The following is an 18,826-nucleotide window of genomic DNA, read 5'->3' on the forward strand; positions in this document are numbered from 1 at the left end:
ACCGCCGCGCCGAACCCGATGACCGCCGCGAAATGCTGGTGGCCGCGACCCTTCGCTGTCTGAGCCGCGATGGTCACGCCGGCATTTCCGTGCGACGCATCGCCACCGAAGCCGGCGTTTCGGTCGGTCTGCTCAATCATCATTTCGGCAGCATCGATGCCCTGATCGCCGACACCTATCAGAAGCTCGCCATCGAGCTGACCACCGCCCTGCAACACGAAATCGAACAAGCCGGAACCCCCGCGCAAAAGATGGACGCGTTCCTCGTCGGCTCGTTTTCCCCCAGGGTCATGGACCCGAAACTGCTCGGCGTGTGGGTGGTGTTCTGGAGCCTGATCCGTCACTCCGAACACGTCAGTCAGTCCCATGAAAAAAGCTACCGGGCCTACATCGACCTGCTCCGCCAATTGCTCGACGAATTGGCCGCCAGCGAAGGCTTCGTGATCCACGACACGCGCCTGGCCGCCATCGGCCTATCGGCGATGCTCGACGGTCTCTGGCTCGAGTGGTGCCTGAACCCCGAGACCTTCAGCGCCGCCAACGGACTGCATATCTGCCGTTGCTGGATAAAGGGGCTGCGAAACGGAGCATTCGGCACCGACGACGTCCTGTGACGCATGCCGGCCGAAGATCATCGCCAGGGTGCCACTGACCGCGATCAACCCGGCACCGATCATCAGCGAGGTGTCCATCAACGTGCCCCACACCAGGCTCGACAAGGCAAACGCCCAGATCAGCCCGGTGTACTCGAACGGCGCGAGCAAGGTCGCGGTGGCGCGGCGGAAACTGGCGAACAACAGGAACTGGCCGATGCCGCCCACCAGGCCCGCGCCGAGCATGCCCAGCCAGGCGGGTGTCGGCGATGGCGTATGGGCCCACGGCAGGGCAAGCGCCATGCAAATCACAAACACCACGTTGGTGATCAGCATCTGCTCCAGCACCGAGGTCTGTTCATCCACCTGACGCAACTGGATGTAGGTGAACGCCCAGCACATCGCCGCCAGCAGGGTCAGCACAATGGGCAACGGATCGGTCATGTTGTCGGGACGACAGGCAATGACCACCCCGACAAAACCGACGAGCAGGCTGAACCACTGCCAGCCGCTGGCGCGCTCCTTGAGAATCACCGCCGCCAGCACCGTGACCATGATCGGCGCGGAAAAGTACAACGTGGTCATCTCGGCCAGGGTCAGGTCCCGGGCCGCCGTGTAGTACAGCACCCAGGCGACAATCGACAGCAAACCGCGCACCACCAGCAGGCGCCGGCTCGGCGAGCGCCAGGCCCGCTGCACCAGGCGCAGGCGCCCCGCCAGCACCACCGCGGCGACCACCACCAGGCTGCGCCAGAACAGGATGGTCACCACCGAATAGTCGGCCACCAACCATTTGATGACCGCGTCCTGCAGCGCCAGGAACGCATAGCCCAGGGTGCACAGACCAATGCCCTGCAGCGAGCGGTCGACGGTCGACGAACGCATCAGGCCGACCTGCGCACGGGCGTCCCGCGCCGCTCGGCAAAGGCAAACAGCGCTTCGATCAGGAACGTCAGGCAGACGTAGACCCCGGCCACCAGCAACAAGGGTTCGTACACTTGCAGGGTTTGCGCGCGGACCACGTTGGCGGCACCGAGCAGATCGATCACGGCAATGGTCGAGGCCAGCGCCGTGGACTTGAGCAGCATCACGGTTTCCCCGGCCAGGGTCGGCAGCAACAGGCGCAAGGCCCGGGGCAAGCGCACCCGCAACAGGGACTGGCGCGCGGTCATGCCAAAGGCCGAAGCCGCTTCCATTTCGCCTTTGGGTACCGCCAGCAGGCCACCGCGAATCACTTCGCCGACATAAGCCCCCACCGACACCACCAGGGCGAACACGATGTACCAGTAACCGTCGCGCAGGTACGGCCATAGAAAGCTGCCGCGAATCAGCGGGAACTGGGCAAACAGGCTGCCCAGGCCGTAGTAGAAAATGTAGATCTGGATCAGCAACGGCGTGCCGCGGGTGACGCTGGTATAGAACAGGCTGACCTTGGCGATCACCCTGTTTTTCGAGATCCGCGCCAGCGCCACGAAAACCGCGAGGACAAACCCGAACAAACTGGCGATCGACAGGATCGCCAGGGTGGTTTGCAGTCCCCGGCCCAACAGTGCCGCGTATTCAACTATCCACGCTGGAATCATTTCATTCTCTCTGCCGGTTCAGTCAACAAGAGGCATCCAGCGACGAATGCGTCGCTCCAACCGTCCCGAAAGATAGTTCGACGCCAATGTCACCGCGTAATACAACGCGGCGGCCGTGAGGTAGAACAACAGATAGTGGCGCGTCGAACCCGCGCCTTGCTTGGCGGTGTACAGCAGCTCGTTGGTGCCGACCACGCTGATCAGCGCGCTGTCCTTGATCAGGTTGATCCACAGGTTGGCCATCCCGGCCATGGCGTAAGGCGCCATGATCGGCAGCGTGACCCGGCGGAACAGCCCGAAACCGTTCAGCCCGAACGCCTTGGCCGCTTCGATCTGGCCGAAGGGAATCGCCTGGATCGCCGCGCGGAAAATCTCCGAGGCGTAGGCCCCCTGCACCAGCCCCAGCACCACGATGGCCGCCAGCGGACCGCTGACATCCACCACGCCGTAGCCGAGCCGGGTCATCAGCGAATTGAGGAGCATGGAGCCGACGTAGTACAGCAACAGGATCAGCAGCAACTCCGGAACCGCGCGGAACAAGGTGGTGTAACCGCGCATCAGTGCGGCAATCGGCTTCGGCGCGCCAAGCTTGAGGCATGCCACCACCAGCCCGATGACCAACCCGAGCACAAAGGCCCCGGCGGAAATCTGCAGGGTCATCCAGAGCCCCTTCAACAGCGCACCGCCCCATCCCTGTTCGGTGAAATTGATCAGATCGAACATTGCCGGCATTTCAGTCTCCAGTTGGCGGACACGGTCCCCTGTAGGAGCGAGCATGCTCGCGATAGCGGTATGCCAGTCGACATCAATGTTGAATGTCGATCCGCATTCGTCGGATCGCCGCCCGGAGCATGCTCGCTCCTACAGGGGATTGCGTTCAACTCATCAGAACGCAGGCTTCACGCTGGTGCCGAAGTAGCTCTGGGACAGGTCCTCATAGTCCTTGCTCGCCAGCAGTTCCTGGATGGCCTTGTCGAGTTTGGCCTTGAGTTCGGTGTCGTCCTTGCGCAAACCGGCGCCCACGCCTTTGCCGAAGATCGGGTCATAGGGCACGGTGCCGAGGTAGGCCAGGTCCTTGGCATCCGGGGTTTTGACGAACGAAGCCATGGCGGTGCCGTCGGCCATCATCAGGTCGATGCGCCCGGCAATCAGGTCAGCGTTGGCCGAGTCCTGGGTGTCGTAGTACTTGACGTCGGCAATTTTTTCGTAGTAGGCCTTCAGGTAGCTGGCGCTCACGGTGGAGTTCTGTACGCCGATGATCTTGCCCTTGAGGTCATCCGGGTACTTCTTCACCGACGCCTCTTTCGGGCCGACGACGGCAATCGCCGAGTCGTAGTAAGCCTTGCTGAAGGCGATCTGTTTTTCGCGCTCTTCGGTCACCGACATCGAGGAAAAGATCACATCGATCTTCTTCGCCAGCAGCGACGGAATGATGCCGTCCCATGCCACTTCCTTGATCTCGCAGTCGGCTTTCATTTCGCTGCACAGCTTGTGGATCAGGTCGACTTCAAAACCCTTCCACTCGCCGTTGGCCTGTTTCTCGGTGTACGGCGGATAGGGTTCGGCTGCCACCGCGAAACGGATCGGCTGCGCCTGAGCGGCACTCATACCGACCAGCATCATGCAGGCCGCACCGGTCAACCAGTTTGCAAAACGTCGATTTCCCATGTTGTTTTCCCGTCTTTTTATGATGAGTTAGCGAGTCTGATGAGCGTTGACGAATTGCCGGCAACGCTCGCTGCGTGGGTGTACGAACACTTCGTCCGGCGAACCGGTTTCCTCGATCAGCCCTTGATGCAGGAAGGCGACTTTGGAAGAGACATCGCGTGCGAACGCCATTTCATGAGTCACCAGGATCATGGTCCGGCCTTCTTCGGCGAGGGAGCGGATCACCCGCAGCACTTCCCCGACCAGTTCCGGGTCGAGTGCCGAGGTGGGTTCATCGAACAGCATGACCTTGGGCCGCATGGCCAGGGCCCGGGCGATGGCCACCCGTTGTTGCTGTCCCCCGGAGAGAAACGCCGGGTACTCGTTGCGCTTGGCCGCCAGCCCCACGCGCTCGAGCAGCGCTTCGGCCCGTTCGGTGGCCTCCGCCCGGCTTTCACGCAGGACCTGGGTCGGCGCTTCGATGAGGTTTTCCAGCACCGTGCGATGGGGCCAGAGGTTGAAGTTCTGAAACACCATGCCCAGGCTGGACCTTATGCGCACAAGCTGCCTGGCGTCGGACACCAGCGGTGCGCCGGGACGATTCTGGTTCAGGTGAATGCTTTCGCCATCGACCAGGATGCGTCCCTGGTCCGGCACTTCGAGCATGTTGATGCAGCGCAGCAAGGTACTTTTGCCCGAGCCGCTGGCACCGATCAGGGAAATCACGTCGCCTTCGCGGGCCGTCAGGGAAACGCCCTTGAGCACTTCGATATTGCCGAAGCGCTTGTGCAGGCCATCGACCTCGATCATGGGTCTGGCGGCGACCGGTTCGACGGTCGCGGTGCTGGTCACCGTGCCTATCACCGGCCTCGGCGCTTCGCCGTCGAGTACCTGGACAAAGCCGCGAATGCGCTGGCAGGCCTGGGTCAGGCGCTCTTCGCTCAAGGTAAACGAAAGCCGCACGAACCCTTGGGCCGGTTCGCCGAATGCCGCCGCATCGAGCACCGAGACACCGGCCTCGCGCAGCAGACGCCAGGCGAACTCCAGCGAGGTCAGGCCGGTGCCGCGCACATCCACCAGCACGAACATCCCGGCATCGGGTTCGAGCACGCTGATGCCCGGGCAATCGGCCAGGCCGGACACCACCAGATCGCGGCGCCGGCGATAGATCTCGCGCATGCCGTGGGTGACTTCGTCATGGGACTGCACGGCCTTGAGCGCCGCTTCCATGACGAAGCCGGGCAAGCCGTACAGCATGCTCAACACCAGGGTTTCGACATGATTGACCAGGGCTTCATTGGCCAGAATCCAGCCGATGCGCCAACCGGTCATGGCATGGGATTTGGACAGGCTGCCGATCACCACGCAGCGCTCGGCCATCCCCGGCAACGCCGCCAGGCTTTGGTGTTCACGCTCGTAGGCGAGGCTCTCGTAGACCTCGTCCACCACCACCCACAGGTCATGGGCGATGGCGAGGTCGGCGATGGCCTGCAGTTCTTCGCGACCGAGGACCACGCCGGTGGGGTTGTTCGGGTTGGAGAAGAACATCGCCCGGGTACGCGGGGTAATGGCCTTGGCCAATACAGCGGCATCCAGGCGGAAACCCGAATCCGCCGCACAGGGCACCCGCACCAGCGTGGCGCCGGACGCCTTGAGCGTGGCTTCGTAGGTGACGTACATCGGATCGAAGGCGATCACCTCGTCACCGGCACCGAGCAGGCACATCGAGGTGGCGAACAAGGCGTTCTGCGCACCGGCGGTGAGAATGACGTTCGACGCCTGCAGTTCGCGGTCGATCAGTCGGCTGTAGCGACCGGCAATGGCCTCGCGCAAAGCCTGGCGACCGGCGATTTCGGTGTAGTGGGTATCCCCTTCGCGCAAGGCGTGGATGGCGGCATCGGTAATGAAGTCGGGGGTGGGGAAATCCGGGTCGCCGACACTGAGGATGATCACGTCCTCGCCATTGCGCTGTGCGGCATTGGCCGCGTAGTGAATATCCCAGGCGGCAACGCCCTGGCCACTGATCCGCTCAACAAAGGGTGAAAACCGCATGCCAGTGCCTCGTTCGAATTGAAGAAACGCAAGCCCGCAACCAGCCGGGGGAAGGTGGCCCCAACATAGTCGAGACTGAACACTCGTTCAATAGAAAACTCACAAGGCTTCGCGTTCAGCGCAAACAGGTCGTTTTCACGACAGTCGCGCCGTTTTTCAGCACGAGGTTGCCGGGCGCCGGGAATCCCGTTGGCCGAGCGTGCCAATGACCAGCGCCACGACGATCAACACCGCCGCGACAGCGAACGTGACCCGCATGCCCTGGGCGACAGCGTGCGGTTGTGCTTGCAGGATGTCGCCACCGGCCGTGGCGAAGGCGAACACCGCCCCCATCACCGAAGCCCCGGTGATCAACCCGAGGTTGCGTGACAGGCCGAGCACACCGGATATCACGCCACGTTGCTGCGGCGAAATGTCCGCCATCACGGCGGTGTTGTTCGCCGCCTGGAACAGCGCGTATCCGGCCGTAAGGACCACCAGCGGAATGAGGTAGCCGGGGACGCCGACGCTCGTCGGCACGGCGGGAAGGACGCACGCGCCAGTCAACATGACCAGCAGCCCGACCGTGCTTGAGCACTGCGCGCCCCATCGGTCGACCAGCCAACCGCACGGCATACCGGCCAATGCCGCCACCAGCGGCCCGACCGACATCACCAGACCGACACTCGCCGCGCTCAAACCCAGCGCGCCCGACAGATAGAACGGGCCGACGACCAGCGTCGCCATGACCACCGAGGTCACCAGGGTACTCATGGCGAACCCGCAGCTCAGCCGCGGGTTGCGCAACATCGCCAGATTGACCAACGGCGACGCGGCCGTCTGCTCGACGAACACGAACAGAATCAGGCCGATCACCGCGACCAGCAGCAGCGCCGCATTGAGCGGGCCGAAGCTGCCGCGTCCAAGGGTCATTGCCAGTGCGTAAGCGGACAGGGTCAGGACCAATACCAGCGTACCGAGCGTGTCGAAACCTGGCCGGGTGGAGGTCATTTCGTGGCGATCAACCGGCAAAAAGGCCCAGACCAGCCCCATCGCCAACACACCCAAGGGCACATTGAGCAGAAAAATCCCCTGCCAGCCCATGTGGGCAATCATCAGGCCGCCGAGCGTTGGCCCCAGTGAGGTGCCAATCGCCGACATTGTGCCGAGCACCCCCATGGCGCTGCCCATTTTTTCCTTGGGCACCGCCCCGCTCACCAGCGCCATGGTCAACGCCATCATGGTCGCCGCGCCGATGCCCTGTAAGGCCCGGGCGGCAATCAGCAACCACAGGTTGGGTGCCAGGGCGCAGAGGATCGAGGCGACGGTAAACACGGCGATGCCGACCAGCAGCAAGCGCCGCCGCCCCACGAGATCGCCGAGCCGACCGACGCTGACGATCAGCGCCGTGATGCTCAGCAAGTAAGCGAGCACTACCCACTGCACAGCCTGGAACGACGCTGAAAACGCCTCGGCCAGTGTCGGCAAGCCAACGTTGGCAATGCTGGTGCCCAGGGACGACAGCAGCATGGATAACGACAGGCTGGCCAAGGTTCCTCGTATCGACAGGGATTTCATTTCTCGCGACTCCGCAAACAGGTTGTCCGGAGCCTAAGCCTGGCCATAACATGGCGGAAGACGCAGCAGTTGCACGTTATTCATGCACCAGACGCCACATACAGGAGCGAGCCCTGTGGCGAGGGGGCTTGCCCCCGTTGGGTTGCGAAGCAGCCCCAAAATCTCTGGTGCACCATAGATCTTGTGAGTGCTACGCACTCAAACGGGGGCAAGCCCCCTCGCCACAGGGCTCGCTCCTACAGGAATCGACTCGATGCCAGACCTGAATCTGCTGATCACCCTGAACGTATTGCTCGAGGAAGGCAGCGTCGCGCGAGCGGCACAACGCTTGCGCCTGAGCCCTTCGGCCATGAGCCGGGCGCTGGCGCGATTGCGCGAAACCACGGGCGATCCGCTGCTGGTGCGGGCCGGGCGCGGACTGGTGCCCACGCCGAGGGCGCTGGAACTGCGTGAACGCGTCGGCGTGCTGGTGCAGGACGCCGAAGCCGTCCTGCGCCCCACCGAGGTACTCGATCTCAAGCAACTGACCCGCACCTTCACCCTGCGCACCAGCGACGGCTTCGTGGAAAACTTCGGGCCGTCACTGCTCGCACGCATCAACGAAGCGGCACCCGGTGTCCGCTTGAATTTCCTGCAGAAGCTGAACAGGGACAGCACCTTGCTGCGCGACGGCTCGGTGGACCTGGAAACCGGCGTGATCGACGAAACCACCAGCCCGGAAGTACGAACCCGGATGCTGTTTCGCGACCGGTTCATTGGCGTCGTGCGTGAGGGTCACCCGCTGACTCAAGGCGAGATGACAGCGGTACGTTATGCCGCCGCCCGACACATTCTGGTTTCGCGCCGCGGCCACGAAAAAGGCGTCATGGACGACGCCTTGGGTGAGCTGGAGTTGCAACGCGACATCGTCACCATCGTCGCCGGCTTCGCCTCTGCGATTGCCTTGGCGCGGGCTTCAGACCTGGTCGCCAGCGTACCGCAGCGGCACGTCGGCAACCTGTGCCAGGGGATGCATTGCTTTGCCCTGCCCTTCCCCACGCCACCGATCACGGTTTCTATGCTGTGGCATCCGCGCATGGACGCCGACCCGGCGCATCGCTGGCTGCGCGGCTGCGTGTGGGAGATTTGCAGTACGCAATGACCCTCGCCTACGGCTTGAGGATCAGCAGCGGCTCGCCTTTTTTCACGATGTAGGTCGCCAGTTCCGCTGCCTTGTCCCGGCCTGTGTTCTTCGCCACATGCGCGACGCCTTCGGGGATGTACAACGAATCGCCGGCCTTGAGCGTTACCGGTGCCCGCCCTTCCAATTGATACTCGAAGGTGCCGCTGATCACATGCGCCACCTCTACCCCCGGATGAGCATGCCTCGGCGCTGCGACGCCCGGATCGAAGTCGACGAGCACCTGAATGACTTCGTGATCGGCGGCGCCCAGGTCATCGCGCAACAGGTCCGTGCGATGCAGCCCTTGTTGCCAGCTTTTGACGACTGGAGCCGCCTGTACTTCCTGGGCTTGGGAGAGGCTCGCAAAGGTCGCGAGCCCTGCGGCGGCCAGAACCAACCCCAGCTTGCCGATGGTGTGACGGGTGTGGGTACGCAACATAGTCTTTCCTCCAGTTGAACCACGCCTGGCCGCGTCGGAAGCGGCGCGATGCCGGTGGGTCCATTTGAAGGCAGTCGTGTATCGCCCGGGTGTCGGGAAACGGCGATTTTGTATGCCTGGGTAACGACGGATGTCGCGGATACCTGCGGATACAATCCTGCCGCTGCCAGAGTCGCTGCCCGAGGGTAATTCCCTGGGGCTGCCGCGCATTGTGGATGGTCGGTGAACGGAAAACTCCATTGTGTTTACTGTAGGAGCGAGCCTGCTCGCGATGGACTCAAGAGCACCGCGTTTAGCCAGCCAGCATGCGGATTCGTTAATGGCCTCGCGAGCTGGCTCGCTCCTACAACAGGCGCTCACGCTGTGCGTCCAGCAACACCAGACAATCCAACCGAGGATGAAAAACACCAGGAGGCCTTGTTCAAATCAGCAAGTCTTCATAGAACGCGCCAAATGGACGCTCGGGATGGGCAAGCTGGATTTCCAGAATCCACAGGCCGGTGTTCGGATATTGATCCAGATCCCCGAGGTCGCCGCCCCGGTAAATCGCATGGGGAAAATCGCTGACCCTGTGACCCTTGATATCGAGGTTGAGCGTCCAGCCCATGGTCTGCGCTTGAGCGGCCGCAAAGTCGTAAAGCGCCACCCCCGAAACCCGCTCGCTGCGCCAGAAGCTTTCGACCCGATTGAACAGCTCCTTGGCCGCCGCGGCACAGGCAATCATTTGCGGATCGGAACCGGTGGTGAACGTCGCGCCGGCATCGCCTTCATGTCCCTGCCACACCACCCCCATGTCGATGAAGAAAATGTCGTCGGTCCCCAGCACGGGATCGCCATCCGAGCGCTGCTTGAAGGTCTTGAGCGTGTTGCCGCCGAAGCGGATCAGCAACGGATGCCAGATCCGGTCCATACCCAGTTCCGCCAGGATCTCTTTGCCTCGCGCCTGTGCCTCGGATTCGCGTATGCCGGGGGTGATGACACGGGCGATCTGTTCGATGGCCTTCCAGGTCATTTGCTGTGCGTGACGCATCGACTCGAGCGCATAACGCTCACCTACCGCCTCTTTGTTGCTCAAGACCGTACTCATCATTCATTCCCTTGGTAAGAAAACGCAGGCCAACCGCTATATAGTTTTGTATATTGCGATATTCAATATCAAAGATAAAGCCATGACCCAGGCTTCACCTGACCTTATGACAATCGCCAGCACCGTGACCGGTGATCAATTCGGCGCGCTGGATCACGTCCTCAGGCCCACAGTGACGCGCATCCGCCAGCGCAATCAGCAATTGATCCTGAAGGCGGCCAGCAAAGAGTTTTCGGTGACTGGATTCGACGCTACCCAGGATCTCGAACGGCCGCCAAGGGTCGGATAGCGACGGCCTTGCCGCTATTCACTGCGCAGTGCCGCCACCGGATGCAGGCGGGCCGCCCGCAGTGCCGGAGCCAGGCCGGCGAGAATGCCGAGCACCGCCGCCAGCAGCAACGCCAGCAGCAGAAACAGCGGCTGCAGCGCCAAGGGCAGGCTCGGCATGACCAGGTGCAGTAGCCCGAGCAGGAGCCCCATCAACAGCAGACCAAGCAGGCCACCGGCCAGGGACAGCAGCGTCGCTTCGGCGAGAAACAGCCCGAGCACCTGCCGCGGACTGGCACCAATCGCCCGCAACAGGCCGATTTCCGCCGTGCGCTCGCCCACAGTGGTCGTCATGATGGTGAGAATGCCGACGGCGCCAACCAACAGTGAAATGCCCCCCAAGGCACCGATGGCCAGGCTCAGGGTGCCGAGAACGCGGTTGAAGCTGCGCAGCATGTCGTCCTGGGTGCTCAGGCTGAAGTCCTCCACGCCGTGCCGTTCGCCGAGCACCTGGCGAATCTGTCGACTCAACGCCTGCGAAGTGGTGCCGGCGCCGAACACCACATGGGCCTTGACCACCCCGGTACGGTTGAACAGGCTTTCGGCCCAATCCACCGGGATGTAGGCGATATCGTCGAGGTTGAAGCCGAGCAACTGGCCCTTCTGCGCCATCACGCCGATCACCCGGAAACGCACGCCGCCGACGCGGATCAGTTCGCCCAGCGGATTGCGTGTACCGAACAGCTCGACACGCAGTTGATGGCCGAGCACCACATAAGGCGGCGAGCGACCGTCACGGGCCACGGGCAGGAACTCGCCCAGGCTCAGCTGCATGCGCCAGGCCTGCGCCAGTTGATGGCCGCCACCGAGAATGTCGCTGCGCCGGCTCAGTTGGCCGAACTGGATATCCCCGCTGCCCGGAATGATCGGCACCGCCGCCTCGACATGGGGCAAGCGTCGCAGGGTGTCGATATCACCGATAGTCAGTGGCCGTACGCTGCCGAGCAGGCCGCCGAGGCCGCTGGTCTGGGTCTTGCCCGGGCGCACGGTGATGATCCGCGTGCCAAACTGCGAGAAGTTCTCCAGCACATAGCCGCGCACGCCTTCGCCTATGGCCGTGAGCAGCGTCACGGCGGCTATCCCGATCGCGATCCCGAGCAGGGTCAGCAGGCTGCGCAAGGGGCGACAGGTCAGCGCCGAGCTGGTCAGCCGCAAACCATCCTGCCAGCGCATCAGTGCGCTCCCGGCGGGCGTAGCGCCGCCACCGGTTCCAGCGCCGAGGCCCGAGCGGCCGGCAGCCAGGCGAACAGCAACGCCGTGCCGAGTGCCAGCAGTACCGCGCCAGCCCGCGCCCACCAGGGCGCATAGAGCGGCAGATCGAACGCCAGGCGCCCCAGCCAGAGCAAGGTTTCGGCCAGAAGCAGCCCCGCCAGCGCCCCCGTCAGGGCGAGCAGCGCCGCCTCGCCGAGGAACAGCAGGCGCAGCTGCGCCGCCGTCGCACCTATGGCTTTGAGCAGGCCGATTTCGGCGCTGCGCTGGCTCACCGCAATCCAGGTCACGTTCATGATCAGGATGCCTGCCACCAGCAGGCTGATCGCGGCAATCCCGGCCACCGCCAGGGTCAGTACCGCGAGTATCTCGTCGAAGGCACTGAGCACACTGTCCTGACTGACCAGGGTGATGTCTTCCTCACCCTCGTGGCGCTCCTTGAGCGCGGCGATTATCAACCGCTTGCTACGGTCGAGAAAGCTCGGACCACGCACCTCGACAAACACCCGCAACAACCCCTCGCGATTGAACAAGGCCTGGGCACTGGCCACCGGGATGATCAACATCTCGGCGAAATCCATCCCCAGGGATTCGCCCCGCTCATCGAGGATGCCGACCACCCGGAAGCGCCGGTTGCCGGCGCGCAACCATTCACCCAGTGCCGGGCGCGCACCGAACAGCTCGCGCCGGAGTTTGCCGCCAATCACGCAGACGGCCTCGGCCTGTTCAGGGTCCAGCGCCGGCAGGGGCTGGCCCTGGACGACCTTCAATTGGCGAATGGCGAAGAAGTCCCGGGTGGCGCCCAGGGCCAGCACCTCACGATTGCGGTTGCCGACTATCACCTCCATCTGCCCGGCCTGCAGCGGCGCGACCCGGCGGATGCCCGGCAACCGGGTGATGGCCTGGACGTCCTGCAAGGTCAACTCGTGCGGCGTCAGGCCGGTGAGCGGCGGCATGCGCCCCGTGGTTTCCTTGCGGCCCGGGAAAACGATCAGGATGTCGCGCCCGAGCAGCGAGAACTCGTTCAGGACGAAAGCCCGCGCGCCCGTGCCGAGACCGGTGAGCAGGTTGACCGCAACCACCCCGATGGCGATGGCCAGCAACAGCATCAGGCTGCGCGAGCGATGCCCACGCAGGGCGCCGAGCCAGAAGCCCAGGGCATCGGCAGCGCGCATCAGACCAACGCCCGCTGCGGCGCAGCGCTGTGGATCCGCCCGTCACGCATGTGTAACTGGCGCTGCGCGCGGGCGCCCAGGCTGGCGTCGTGGGTCACCACTATCAGGGTCAGGCCCTCGCCGTTGAGCTCCTCCAGCAGGTTGAAGACCTCGGCGCCGGCCTGGCTATCGAGATTGCCGGTGGGCTCGTCGGCCAACAACAGTGCCGGTTGCATGACCATCGCCCGGGCGATGGCGACGCGCTGGCGCTGACCACCGGACAGCTCGGCCGGGCGGTGGGCAATGCGCTCGCCCAGCCCCAGGCGCGCCACCAATTGGCTGCTGCGCTTGTGCCGTTGCGCCGCGCCGATGCCGGCGAGGACCATCGGCAGTTCGATATTTTCCAGCACCGTCAGCCGTGCGATCAGGTGGTAGGACTGGAACACGAAACCTATCAGCCGGCTGCGCAATTGGGCGCGCCGCGCCTCGCTCAGCGTCGCCGTGGCCTCGCCCTGCAGCCAGTATTCGCCGGCACTCGGCGCATCGAGCAAACCGAGGATGTTGAGCAGGGTCGACTTGCCCGAGCCCGACGGACCCATCACCGCCACGTAGTCGCCGGCGGCGATGTCCAGGTCCAGGCCATCCAGCCCCATCACCTGCTGCTCGCCCAACTGGAAGCTGCGGCTGCCGCCGCGCAGGCGGATCATTTCTCAGTCTCCGGCGCAGCCACCGGGATCACCGACACGGTGTCCTTGAGCCCTTCCTGGTCGAGGCTGGCGACTATACGCGCGTCCTCGTCCAGCCCAGCGAGCACTTCGGTCCAGCGCCAGTTGCTCAACCCGGTTTGCACCTCCACCTCGCGCAACACCCGGGCGCTCGGGTCATATCGCAGCACACGCCGCCCCTCCAGCAGGGTCTCGGTGGGGATGCGCAAAGCACGTGCATGCTGCTCCAGGAGGATCTCGACATCGGCGCTATAGCCGGTAAGCAGGACCAGATCGGCCGGCGGCTGGTCGAAGCGCACCTCGACATCGACGGTGCGCGCCTGCTTCTCCAGTTCACGCACATAGGGCGCGATGCGGCTGACGCGGCCGGCGAAATGCTGGCCTCGGAAGGCATCCAGGCTGATGCGCACGGCGGTTCCGGGGTGGACCCGGGCAGCGTCCACCTCATCGATCGGCGCCTCGACATACAGGCAGCTGTCGTCGATCAGATCGACCGCTGGCGGCGTGGGAATACCCGGCGGCGAAGGAGTAACGAACTCGCCGAGTTCGCCATTGATTTCTGCGACTATGCCGTCGAATGGCGCGCGCAGGGTCGCCTGCTCCAGCAGTGAACGCTGCAACTGCAGGTTGGCGTCGGCCTCGCGGATCCGCACGTCACTGGCACTGCACATCAACTTCGCCAGGTTTGCCTTGGTCTCGGCCTGATCGAGGCGATCGGCGGCAACCAACTTGCGGTCGGCCAGTTGGCCCAGGCGCTCGAGGTCGCGCCGGTCCAGATGAGCCTGCTGGCAACGCTGTTCGCGGGCGTTGCGTTGGGCCTCCAGACGCGCCTCGGCCTCCTGCAACCGGGCCTGTTGCTCGTCCTGCCGCAGGCGCATGAGCACCTGGCCCGACTGGACCCGCTGGCCCTCGCCGACCAGCAACTCGGCAACCTGGCCGCCGACCTTGAAGGACAGATGCGAGCGTCGACAGGACTTCAGCGTACCCGCGCGAGTGTTGGCCACCAGCGTCTCCACCGGTCCCCGCTCAACCTCCAGCAGCCTGACCGGCAACGGCTGTGGTCGACTCAACCAACCGCCCAGCGCCACCAGACAGGCCAGCATCGACGTGCCAATCAACAATTTGCGCATGGACTGTACCTCCTCCCCACAAGCTTGAGCCTAGGTCAGGAGGGTAAAAGCTCAACGCAAAACGTCATTTATCCGACGATTTTCGGACGAGCGTCAGATAAATGGCGTAATGAGATTTATTTCTCTCGCAACTGCTGTTGCCCAGCTATGCCAACTCAACAAGATTCCTTGCCGCGGCGACGCCATGCCGGCGAAGTATCCCCGGAAACCGGGCCACGCTTTGCCCATATACGAAGGTCTTCAAGCGGCCAAGAACAGTCGTTCAATCGGATGTCGCCTCGCCCGCTGACACTGCCTGCTGAAGAGCGAGCCGATCCGGATTATTACCTGCGTGGGGTCTACCTAACGTTCGAACGATAACGGATGGGAGGTGTCTACGAAATTAGGGGGGACTCACATCTATCCTGAATAATGTGCATGCCCTGTGGAGGAGAAATCATGCCATGTAGGGTTTGTTACAGCTTTCAAGGGAAGAGAGTAGCGTTTGAAATTGCTGCAAATCGACTCTCACCACATGACGCGGTGTGTTACGCATTGATCCATTCGGATGTTCCCTTCCATGCGAGTGGTGCGGATTGGACGGGCTGCTATTTATCCATCGCTGAGATAGCAAAGCGATACGGCATAACCGATGTCAGGCGGCATCAGTCCATTACACACCCAGCTCACTAGGCGCGCATCTCAGGGCCCCCTTACAGGCCCTCTACGGTGTCTGTAAGGGGTCCAACTTATGATCAATTCGTGGACCATTCAGCGAAGCGCCAATCGAAGCGCCTATTCGCGCGCACAAACAAACCGCCCCGCCAACGGCGGTTTTTTGTGCCCGGCATTGGCCCGCGCACCGCGTCACAGTTCGACCACAACCCCCTTGAGCCCCACCGCGTCGGCAAAGTGCCCGACTGCCGTCAGGCTCGCCCAGGTGCGCACCTTCTCGCGCCGCGAGCGTACCGGGATCAGCCGCGCGCTCGGGCTGCCCAGGCGCACCGACAGCGACTAGTGTTTTTCATCCCCCGCGACCCGGCCGACCACCGCTTCCCACACTGCGTGCTGCTCGACCAGGGCGCGCAGCACCTCTTCCTGAATGCCCTCGCCAATCATTGCTCCAGTTCCAATTGCCGCGCCGTGGCCGCGTTGTCGAAGGCCACATACAACGCCTCGAGGCTTGCCGCATTCAGCGCCTTGACCGTCTCCAGCCCCAGGACGAAGCCTTCGGCGCGATCAGCCGCGCGCAGGCAGGCGGTCGGTGTGTCGGCCTGGGCGATGCGGACCAGCAGTTTCAGCGCTTGGGCATGCACCGCTGCCGGCAGGTTGTACGCGGCAAACGGGTCGTGCCCATCGCGGCCGCTCATTACTCGGCCTCTTGGAGACGCGACGCGCTTGCACACCCGCTCTCGCACGCGGACAAGGGAGCGGAACGTGTCGCGGTCAATCACTTCGGCCTGAATCAGCGCCGAGGCCCAGGCTTGCGCATGTTCTGCGCGCAGCTCCAGAGCGGGCAAGTCGCGGGCCAGCTCCAGGCGGCGCACGATGTCATGCCAAGCGTCCTGCAGGGGGGTGGTCGGCAGACGGGGCGCCAGGGGTGACCGTTGGTCGGCGGGGAGCGGCAGTTGCTCGCGGGGCATGGCGAAAATCCTTTTTCGAGTGAGCGGCCGACTCGGCGTAAACCAGAGGATGAGGTTAGGGTAGACCAGTCCCTGGGGGACTGGTGGCCGTGGGGCCCAAAAAAGGCCCCCACACTCCTGACACGTGTGGGGGCCTATTTACCTTTCTCTCCGTTACTCGTAAAGCGTGGGACTTCCTACTCGACGGTAAATTCGCCGGAGTTTGGTGCGGTGTCTTTGGGCTTACCAACCACGTAGTGCACTTGGATGCGCGCCGGGTCGGTCACGCTCGATGCTGACATCACAGCCAACAGCTTCCAGCCGTCCTGTAACGCCATGTTCACCTCGCGGTAATTGGTCAATTCATTCACGACGTAGGCTTCATGTAACTGCATCGTTCTGCCTCCTGAAGGTACTTTCAGCGTAGCAGGGCCTCGGCTAGCGGCGCGGGGGTTCCTTTCTGGTTGAGCGAAGTGGGATTTTCTCACTTCGGTTCGGGTCGTTACGGGTGCGCGAAGGGAAGGCGAATCCCTATCCACATGTCGGCTTCTCAAAGGTACAGGAGGAACAATACGTTCACTTTTCTGAGGTAATAAGTCTCTACTGGTTTGTCGAGTTCGAGCTCAAGTCAGATTGAAAGCCAACCCAGAAGCGACCAGCGCCCGATCCACATTGCATAGACCGGGCGCCGATCAATCCGCTCTAGTGCACCACTATCGGCACCATCACGGTTTTGCCAAAGGCTGATTTGTCGGTCGCCGTTGGGCTAGGCAACGGGCAACTGCCGGTGGTCGTCACTGCTATTGGCCGTTTTCTGCCCGACGCAAGAGGTAGAAAACGACCCGAAGCTGACGGAGGCGAAAGGCAGAAATCGACTCACATCGGCGGTACGTTTCGGGCAGGCAGGAGTAAGGACCGCAAAACCCGGTGGCCTTGCGAGGAGAGACTACGTGAAGTTGCAAAGGCCCCACTGCGTGGCACAGTGGGGCCTGCTTCGGGGGGGGGGGGTTACTCGACCTTGTGGACCTGCGGCGGAGTCCAGGTGCCATCCAGGATGGAGAGACTGCCATCCTTTGGCCAGTACATCCGCATCATCGGCAGGAACTCACCCTTAGGCGCAGGCAGCCAGTTCGCTTCCTTGTCCTTGCCGGGAGATTCGTGCTGGAAGTACAGGGTCAGCGAGCCATCGGCGTTATAGTGCAGGTTGTTGCGGGCGCTGACGGTGAACTTGTTCAAGGGGTTCGGCACGAACCACCAGCCCTTGTCGATCTCGTACATGGTGATCGACCAGAAACCGCTCACCGGAGGCGTCTGACCCTTGGCGAAGGTCAGGGTGTATTTGTTCTTACCCTCGAGCTTCTGACCTGTGCTGTCGATCTGGGTGTACGGGTAAACCGCGTCCTTCTCGACGTTCGCCGGCCAGCCAAAGGCTGCAACCACGGCGCGCTTCATGTAGTCAGTACCGTATACACCGAGTCCTTTAGTGAACCGCCAGCCGTTGATCTCACTCCCCACGGACGGCTGACCGGCGACAATTTCCTTCAAGGCGACCTGCGGCAGATCGGCCAGCTTGGCCTGCAGCGCCGGGTCTAGATTGGCGAGCTTGAACGGCTTGCAAGGCTCAATGCCAAGCTTGGCCATACGGGCGAGCATGGGCGCGTCCGCAGCGGGCGGCGGCGCGTCCTTGCACATCAGGTCGGCGAGCTTGTTGAAGTAACCCTCGGTCCCCATGGCCAGAATTACTTCCTGCGGCTTGTCGGTCATGCTGAAGCCCGGGTTCGGGTCCACAGCGGGGGCCTTGGGTGTATAGGGCTTGCCCCAGGCCGAGAGCGGGGTAATCTTCAGTTGTGCCTGCAGCGCGTTGACCGCCTTGTAATCCTTTTCGGTGCCGTCGGCGTAGGTACGCCCCAGGATCAGCATCTTGCGAGTGGCCGACTTCACCTGGGTCATGCCCTCAGGCACCTTGCCCTCCCAACCCGGTCCGGTCAGCAGGTAATTCGCTGCGGTATCACCAGCAGTACGCTCGCCGGGGGAATCGAAGACGTCCATCCACAGGCTGTACATCGGCATCAGGTAATAGCGCTTACCCATATTGGGCTGGCTGAACACCTGCGGCTCACTGACGTCCACCCAGGCAATCGAATAGAGGGTGTCAGCGTTCGGAGCGGACACACCGCGATAATCTGCCGCTGGATAACGCTTTCTATTGGCGAATTGCCCCATGGGCGCATGCTCGGTACCCACCTTGTCCACGTTGGACATTTGCACACGCGTGACCTCGGTGGTGATCAGCGAGTAGCCGTAGACATAGGCGTCCTTGGCGATCTGCAGGAGTTCTTCCTGATCAGTTGCCGACGAGTAGCCGACGTGGCTTAGGCTGATTGCGGAAGCCAGTATGGCTGTTGGCATTACTCTCATATGCATTCTCCTTGGCTATGAGATAGAGCTGTATGCGCCGTAGTCCTTCGCCCCCTGGATAGCGACGCTATTGAAGCGGGCAAAGGGCCACCGCCGGTAGAATAGCTGCTGTTTCGACATTTGTTTACTTCGATGCATGGGG

Annotated in this window: 17 protein-coding genes and 2 pseudogenes; 3 read left to right on the top strand and 16 right to left on the bottom strand. The window is 62.9% G+C overall.

Annotated elements, in window-relative coordinates:
• Positions 1–32: 32 nt before the first annotated feature.
• Positions 33–518, top strand: a pseudogene (locus tag CAG47_RS25300) (TetR/AcrR family transcriptional regulator); the annotation flags it as partial.
• On the opposite strand, the gene CAG47_RS29130 reads toward CAG47_RS25300, so the two are convergent.
• From CAG47_RS29130 to CAG47_RS25330, 6 genes are all read right to left on the bottom strand, one after another.
• Positions 474–1,478, bottom strand: a complete 1,005-nt coding sequence (locus tag CAG47_RS29130) for a DMT family transporter (RefSeq protein ID WP_085728574.1) — start codon at positions 1,476–1,478, stop codon at positions 474–476. The pseudogene CAG47_RS25300 and the gene CAG47_RS29130 sit on opposite strands and share 45 nt — an antisense overlap.
• On the bottom strand, positions 1,478–2,176 hold the full coding sequence (locus tag CAG47_RS25310; RefSeq protein WP_085728576.1) for an ABC transporter permease subunit: 699 nt from the start codon (positions 2,174–2,176) through the stop codon (positions 1,478–1,480). The genes CAG47_RS29130 and CAG47_RS25310 overlap by 1 nt, the downstream gene beginning before the upstream one ends.
• An 18-nt stretch (positions 2,177–2,194) precedes the next feature.
• The gene (locus tag CAG47_RS25315; protein ID WP_085728578.1) at positions 2,195–2,908 is read right to left on the bottom strand and encodes an ABC transporter permease; all 714 of its coding nucleotides are present in this window, start codon (positions 2,906–2,908) and stop codon (positions 2,195–2,197) included.
• Between the two features lie 153 nt (positions 2,909–3,061).
• The gene (locus CAG47_RS25320) at positions 3,062–3,844 is read right to left on the bottom strand and encodes a transporter substrate-binding domain-containing protein (protein ID WP_085728580.1); all 783 of its coding nucleotides are present in this window, start codon (positions 3,842–3,844) and stop codon (positions 3,062–3,064) included.
• Between the two features lie 27 nt (positions 3,845–3,871).
• Positions 3,872–5,875, bottom strand: coding sequence for an aminotransferase class I/II-fold pyridoxal phosphate-dependent enzyme (locus CAG47_RS29260; RefSeq protein ID WP_085728581.1), 2,004 nt, complete (start codon positions 5,873–5,875; stop codon positions 3,872–3,874).
• Positions 5,876–6,031: 156 nt separating this feature from the next.
• A complete protein-coding gene (locus CAG47_RS25330; RefSeq protein WP_085728583.1) occupies positions 6,032–7,432 on the bottom strand; it encodes an MFS transporter in 1,401 nt (466 codons plus the stop codon).
• A 253-nt stretch (positions 7,433–7,685) separates the two neighbouring features.
• Between CAG47_RS25330 and CAG47_RS25335 the strand changes: the two genes are divergently transcribed.
• Positions 7,686–8,573 (top strand): LysR family transcriptional regulator, encoded by an 888-nt coding sequence (locus CAG47_RS25335; RefSeq protein WP_085728585.1) that lies wholly within the window; start codon positions 7,686–7,688, stop codon positions 8,571–8,573.
• A gap of 7 nt (positions 8,574–8,580) precedes the next feature.
• Here CAG47_RS25335 and CAG47_RS25340 read toward each other — a convergent pair whose 3' ends face one another.
• A complete protein-coding gene (locus CAG47_RS25340; protein ID WP_085728587.1) occupies positions 8,581–9,033 on the bottom strand; it encodes a cupin domain-containing protein in 453 nt (150 codons plus the stop codon).
• Positions 9,034–9,454: 421 nt separating this feature from the next.
• On the bottom strand, positions 9,455–10,120 hold the full coding sequence (locus tag CAG47_RS25345) for a M24 family metallopeptidase (RefSeq protein WP_085728590.1): 666 nt from the start codon (positions 10,118–10,120) through the stop codon (positions 9,455–9,457).
• Between CAG47_RS25345 and CAG47_RS29145 the strand changes: the two genes are divergently transcribed.
• On the top strand, positions 10,101–10,409 hold the full coding sequence (locus CAG47_RS29145) for a hypothetical protein (protein WP_256577539.1): 309 nt from the start codon (positions 10,101–10,103) through the stop codon (positions 10,407–10,409). The genes CAG47_RS25345 and CAG47_RS29145 overlap by 20 nt on opposite strands.
• Before the next feature lie 14 nt (positions 10,410–10,423).
• Here CAG47_RS29145 and CAG47_RS25355 read toward each other — a convergent pair whose 3' ends face one another.
• From CAG47_RS25355 to CAG47_RS25390, 8 genes and pseudogenes are all read right to left on the bottom strand, one after another.
• Positions 10,424–11,620, bottom strand: a complete 1,197-nt coding sequence (locus CAG47_RS25355) for an ABC transporter permease (RefSeq protein ID WP_085728592.1) — start codon at positions 11,618–11,620, stop codon at positions 10,424–10,426.
• Positions 11,620–12,831 (bottom strand): ABC transporter permease, encoded by a 1,212-nt coding sequence (locus CAG47_RS25360; protein ID WP_085728595.1) that lies wholly within the window; start codon positions 12,829–12,831, stop codon positions 11,620–11,622. The genes CAG47_RS25355 and CAG47_RS25360 overlap by 1 nt, the downstream gene beginning before the upstream one ends.
• A complete protein-coding gene (locus CAG47_RS25365; protein WP_085728597.1) occupies positions 12,831–13,517 on the bottom strand; it encodes an ABC transporter ATP-binding protein in 687 nt (228 codons plus the stop codon). The genes CAG47_RS25360 and CAG47_RS25365 overlap by 1 nt, the downstream gene beginning before the upstream one ends.
• Positions 13,514–14,665: an efflux RND transporter periplasmic adaptor subunit gene (locus tag CAG47_RS25370; RefSeq protein WP_085728599.1), complete on the bottom strand. Its 1,152-nt coding sequence runs from the start codon at positions 14,663–14,665 to the stop codon at positions 13,514–13,516. Before CAG47_RS25370 ends, CAG47_RS25365 begins: the two co-directional genes overlap by 4 nt.
• An 846-nt stretch (positions 14,666–15,511) precedes the next feature.
• Positions 15,512–15,763, bottom strand: a pseudogene (locus CAG47_RS25375) (hypothetical protein).
• Entirely contained in the window at positions 15,760–16,287 is a 528-nt protein-coding gene (locus CAG47_RS29150; RefSeq protein ID WP_256577540.1) for a hypothetical protein, read from the bottom strand. The pseudogene CAG47_RS25375 and the gene CAG47_RS29150 overlap by 4 nt, the downstream one beginning before the upstream one ends.
• A 176-nt stretch (positions 16,288–16,463) precedes the next feature.
• Positions 16,464–16,661 (bottom strand): hypothetical protein, encoded by a 198-nt coding sequence (locus tag CAG47_RS25385; RefSeq protein ID WP_085728601.1) that lies wholly within the window; start codon positions 16,659–16,661, stop codon positions 16,464–16,466.
• A gap of 613 nt (positions 16,662–17,274) precedes the next feature.
• Positions 17,275–18,684, bottom strand: a complete 1,410-nt coding sequence (locus tag CAG47_RS25390; RefSeq protein WP_085728603.1) for a DUF1254 domain-containing protein — start codon at positions 18,682–18,684, stop codon at positions 17,275–17,277.
• Between the last annotated feature and the right edge of the window lie 142 nt (positions 18,685–18,826).

The organism is Pseudomonas sp. R37(2017), assembly GCF_002113375.1.
In the GTDB taxonomy this organism is placed as follows: Bacteria; Pseudomonadota; Gammaproteobacteria; order Pseudomonadales; family Pseudomonadaceae; genus Aquipseudomonas.

Coding starts and splice junctions, on each gene's coding strand:
- CAG47_RS29130 (WP_085728574.1), bottom strand. CDS start 1,478: ATGCGTTCGTCGACCGTCGACCGCTCGCTGCAGGGCATTGGTCTGTGC.
- CAG47_RS25310 (WP_085728576.1), bottom strand. CDS start 2,176: ATGATTCCAGCGTGGATAGTTGAATACGCGGCACTGTTGGGCCGGGGA.
- CAG47_RS25315 (WP_085728578.1), bottom strand. CDS start 2,908: ATGCCGGCAATGTTCGATCTGATCAATTTCACCGAACAGGGATGGGGC.
- CAG47_RS25320 (WP_085728580.1), bottom strand. CDS start 3,844: ATGGGAAATCGACGTTTTGCAAACTGGTTGACCGGTGCGGCCTGCATG.
- CAG47_RS29260 (WP_085728581.1), bottom strand. CDS start 5,875: ATGCGGTTTTCACCCTTTGTTGAGCGGATCAGTGGCCAGGGCGTTGCC.
- CAG47_RS25330 (WP_085728583.1), bottom strand. CDS start 7,432: ATGAAATCCCTGTCGATACGAGGAACCTTGGCCAGCCTGTCGTTATCC.
- CAG47_RS25335 (WP_085728585.1), top strand. CDS start 7,686: ATGCCAGACCTGAATCTGCTGATCACCCTGAACGTATTGCTCGAGGAA.
- CAG47_RS25340 (WP_085728587.1), bottom strand. CDS start 9,033: ATGTTGCGTACCCACACCCGTCACACCATCGGCAAGCTGGGGTTGGTT.
- CAG47_RS25345 (WP_085728590.1), bottom strand. CDS start 10,120: ATGAGTACGGTCTTGAGCAACAAAGAGGCGGTAGGTGAGCGTTATGCG.
- CAG47_RS25355 (WP_085728592.1), bottom strand. CDS start 11,620: ATGCGCTGGCAGGATGGTTTGCGGCTGACCAGCTCGGCGCTGACCTGT.
- CAG47_RS25360 (WP_085728595.1), bottom strand. CDS start 12,831: ATGCGCGCTGCCGATGCCCTGGGCTTCTGGCTCGGCGCCCTGCGTGGG.
- CAG47_RS25365 (WP_085728597.1), bottom strand. CDS start 13,517: ATGATCCGCCTGCGCGGCGGCAGCCGCAGCTTCCAGTTGGGCGAGCAG.
- CAG47_RS25370 (WP_085728599.1), bottom strand. CDS start 14,665: ATGCGCAAATTGTTGATTGGCACGTCGATGCTGGCCTGTCTGGTGGCG.
- CAG47_RS29150 (WP_256577540.1), bottom strand. CDS start 16,287: ATGCCCCGCGAGCAACTGCCGCTCCCCGCCGACCAACGGTCACCCCTG.
- CAG47_RS25385 (WP_085728601.1), bottom strand. CDS start 16,661: ATGCAGTTACATGAAGCCTACGTCGTGAATGAATTGACCAATTACCGC.
- CAG47_RS25390 (WP_085728603.1), bottom strand. CDS start 18,684: ATGAGAGTAATGCCAACAGCCATACTGGCTTCCGCAATCAGCCTAAGC.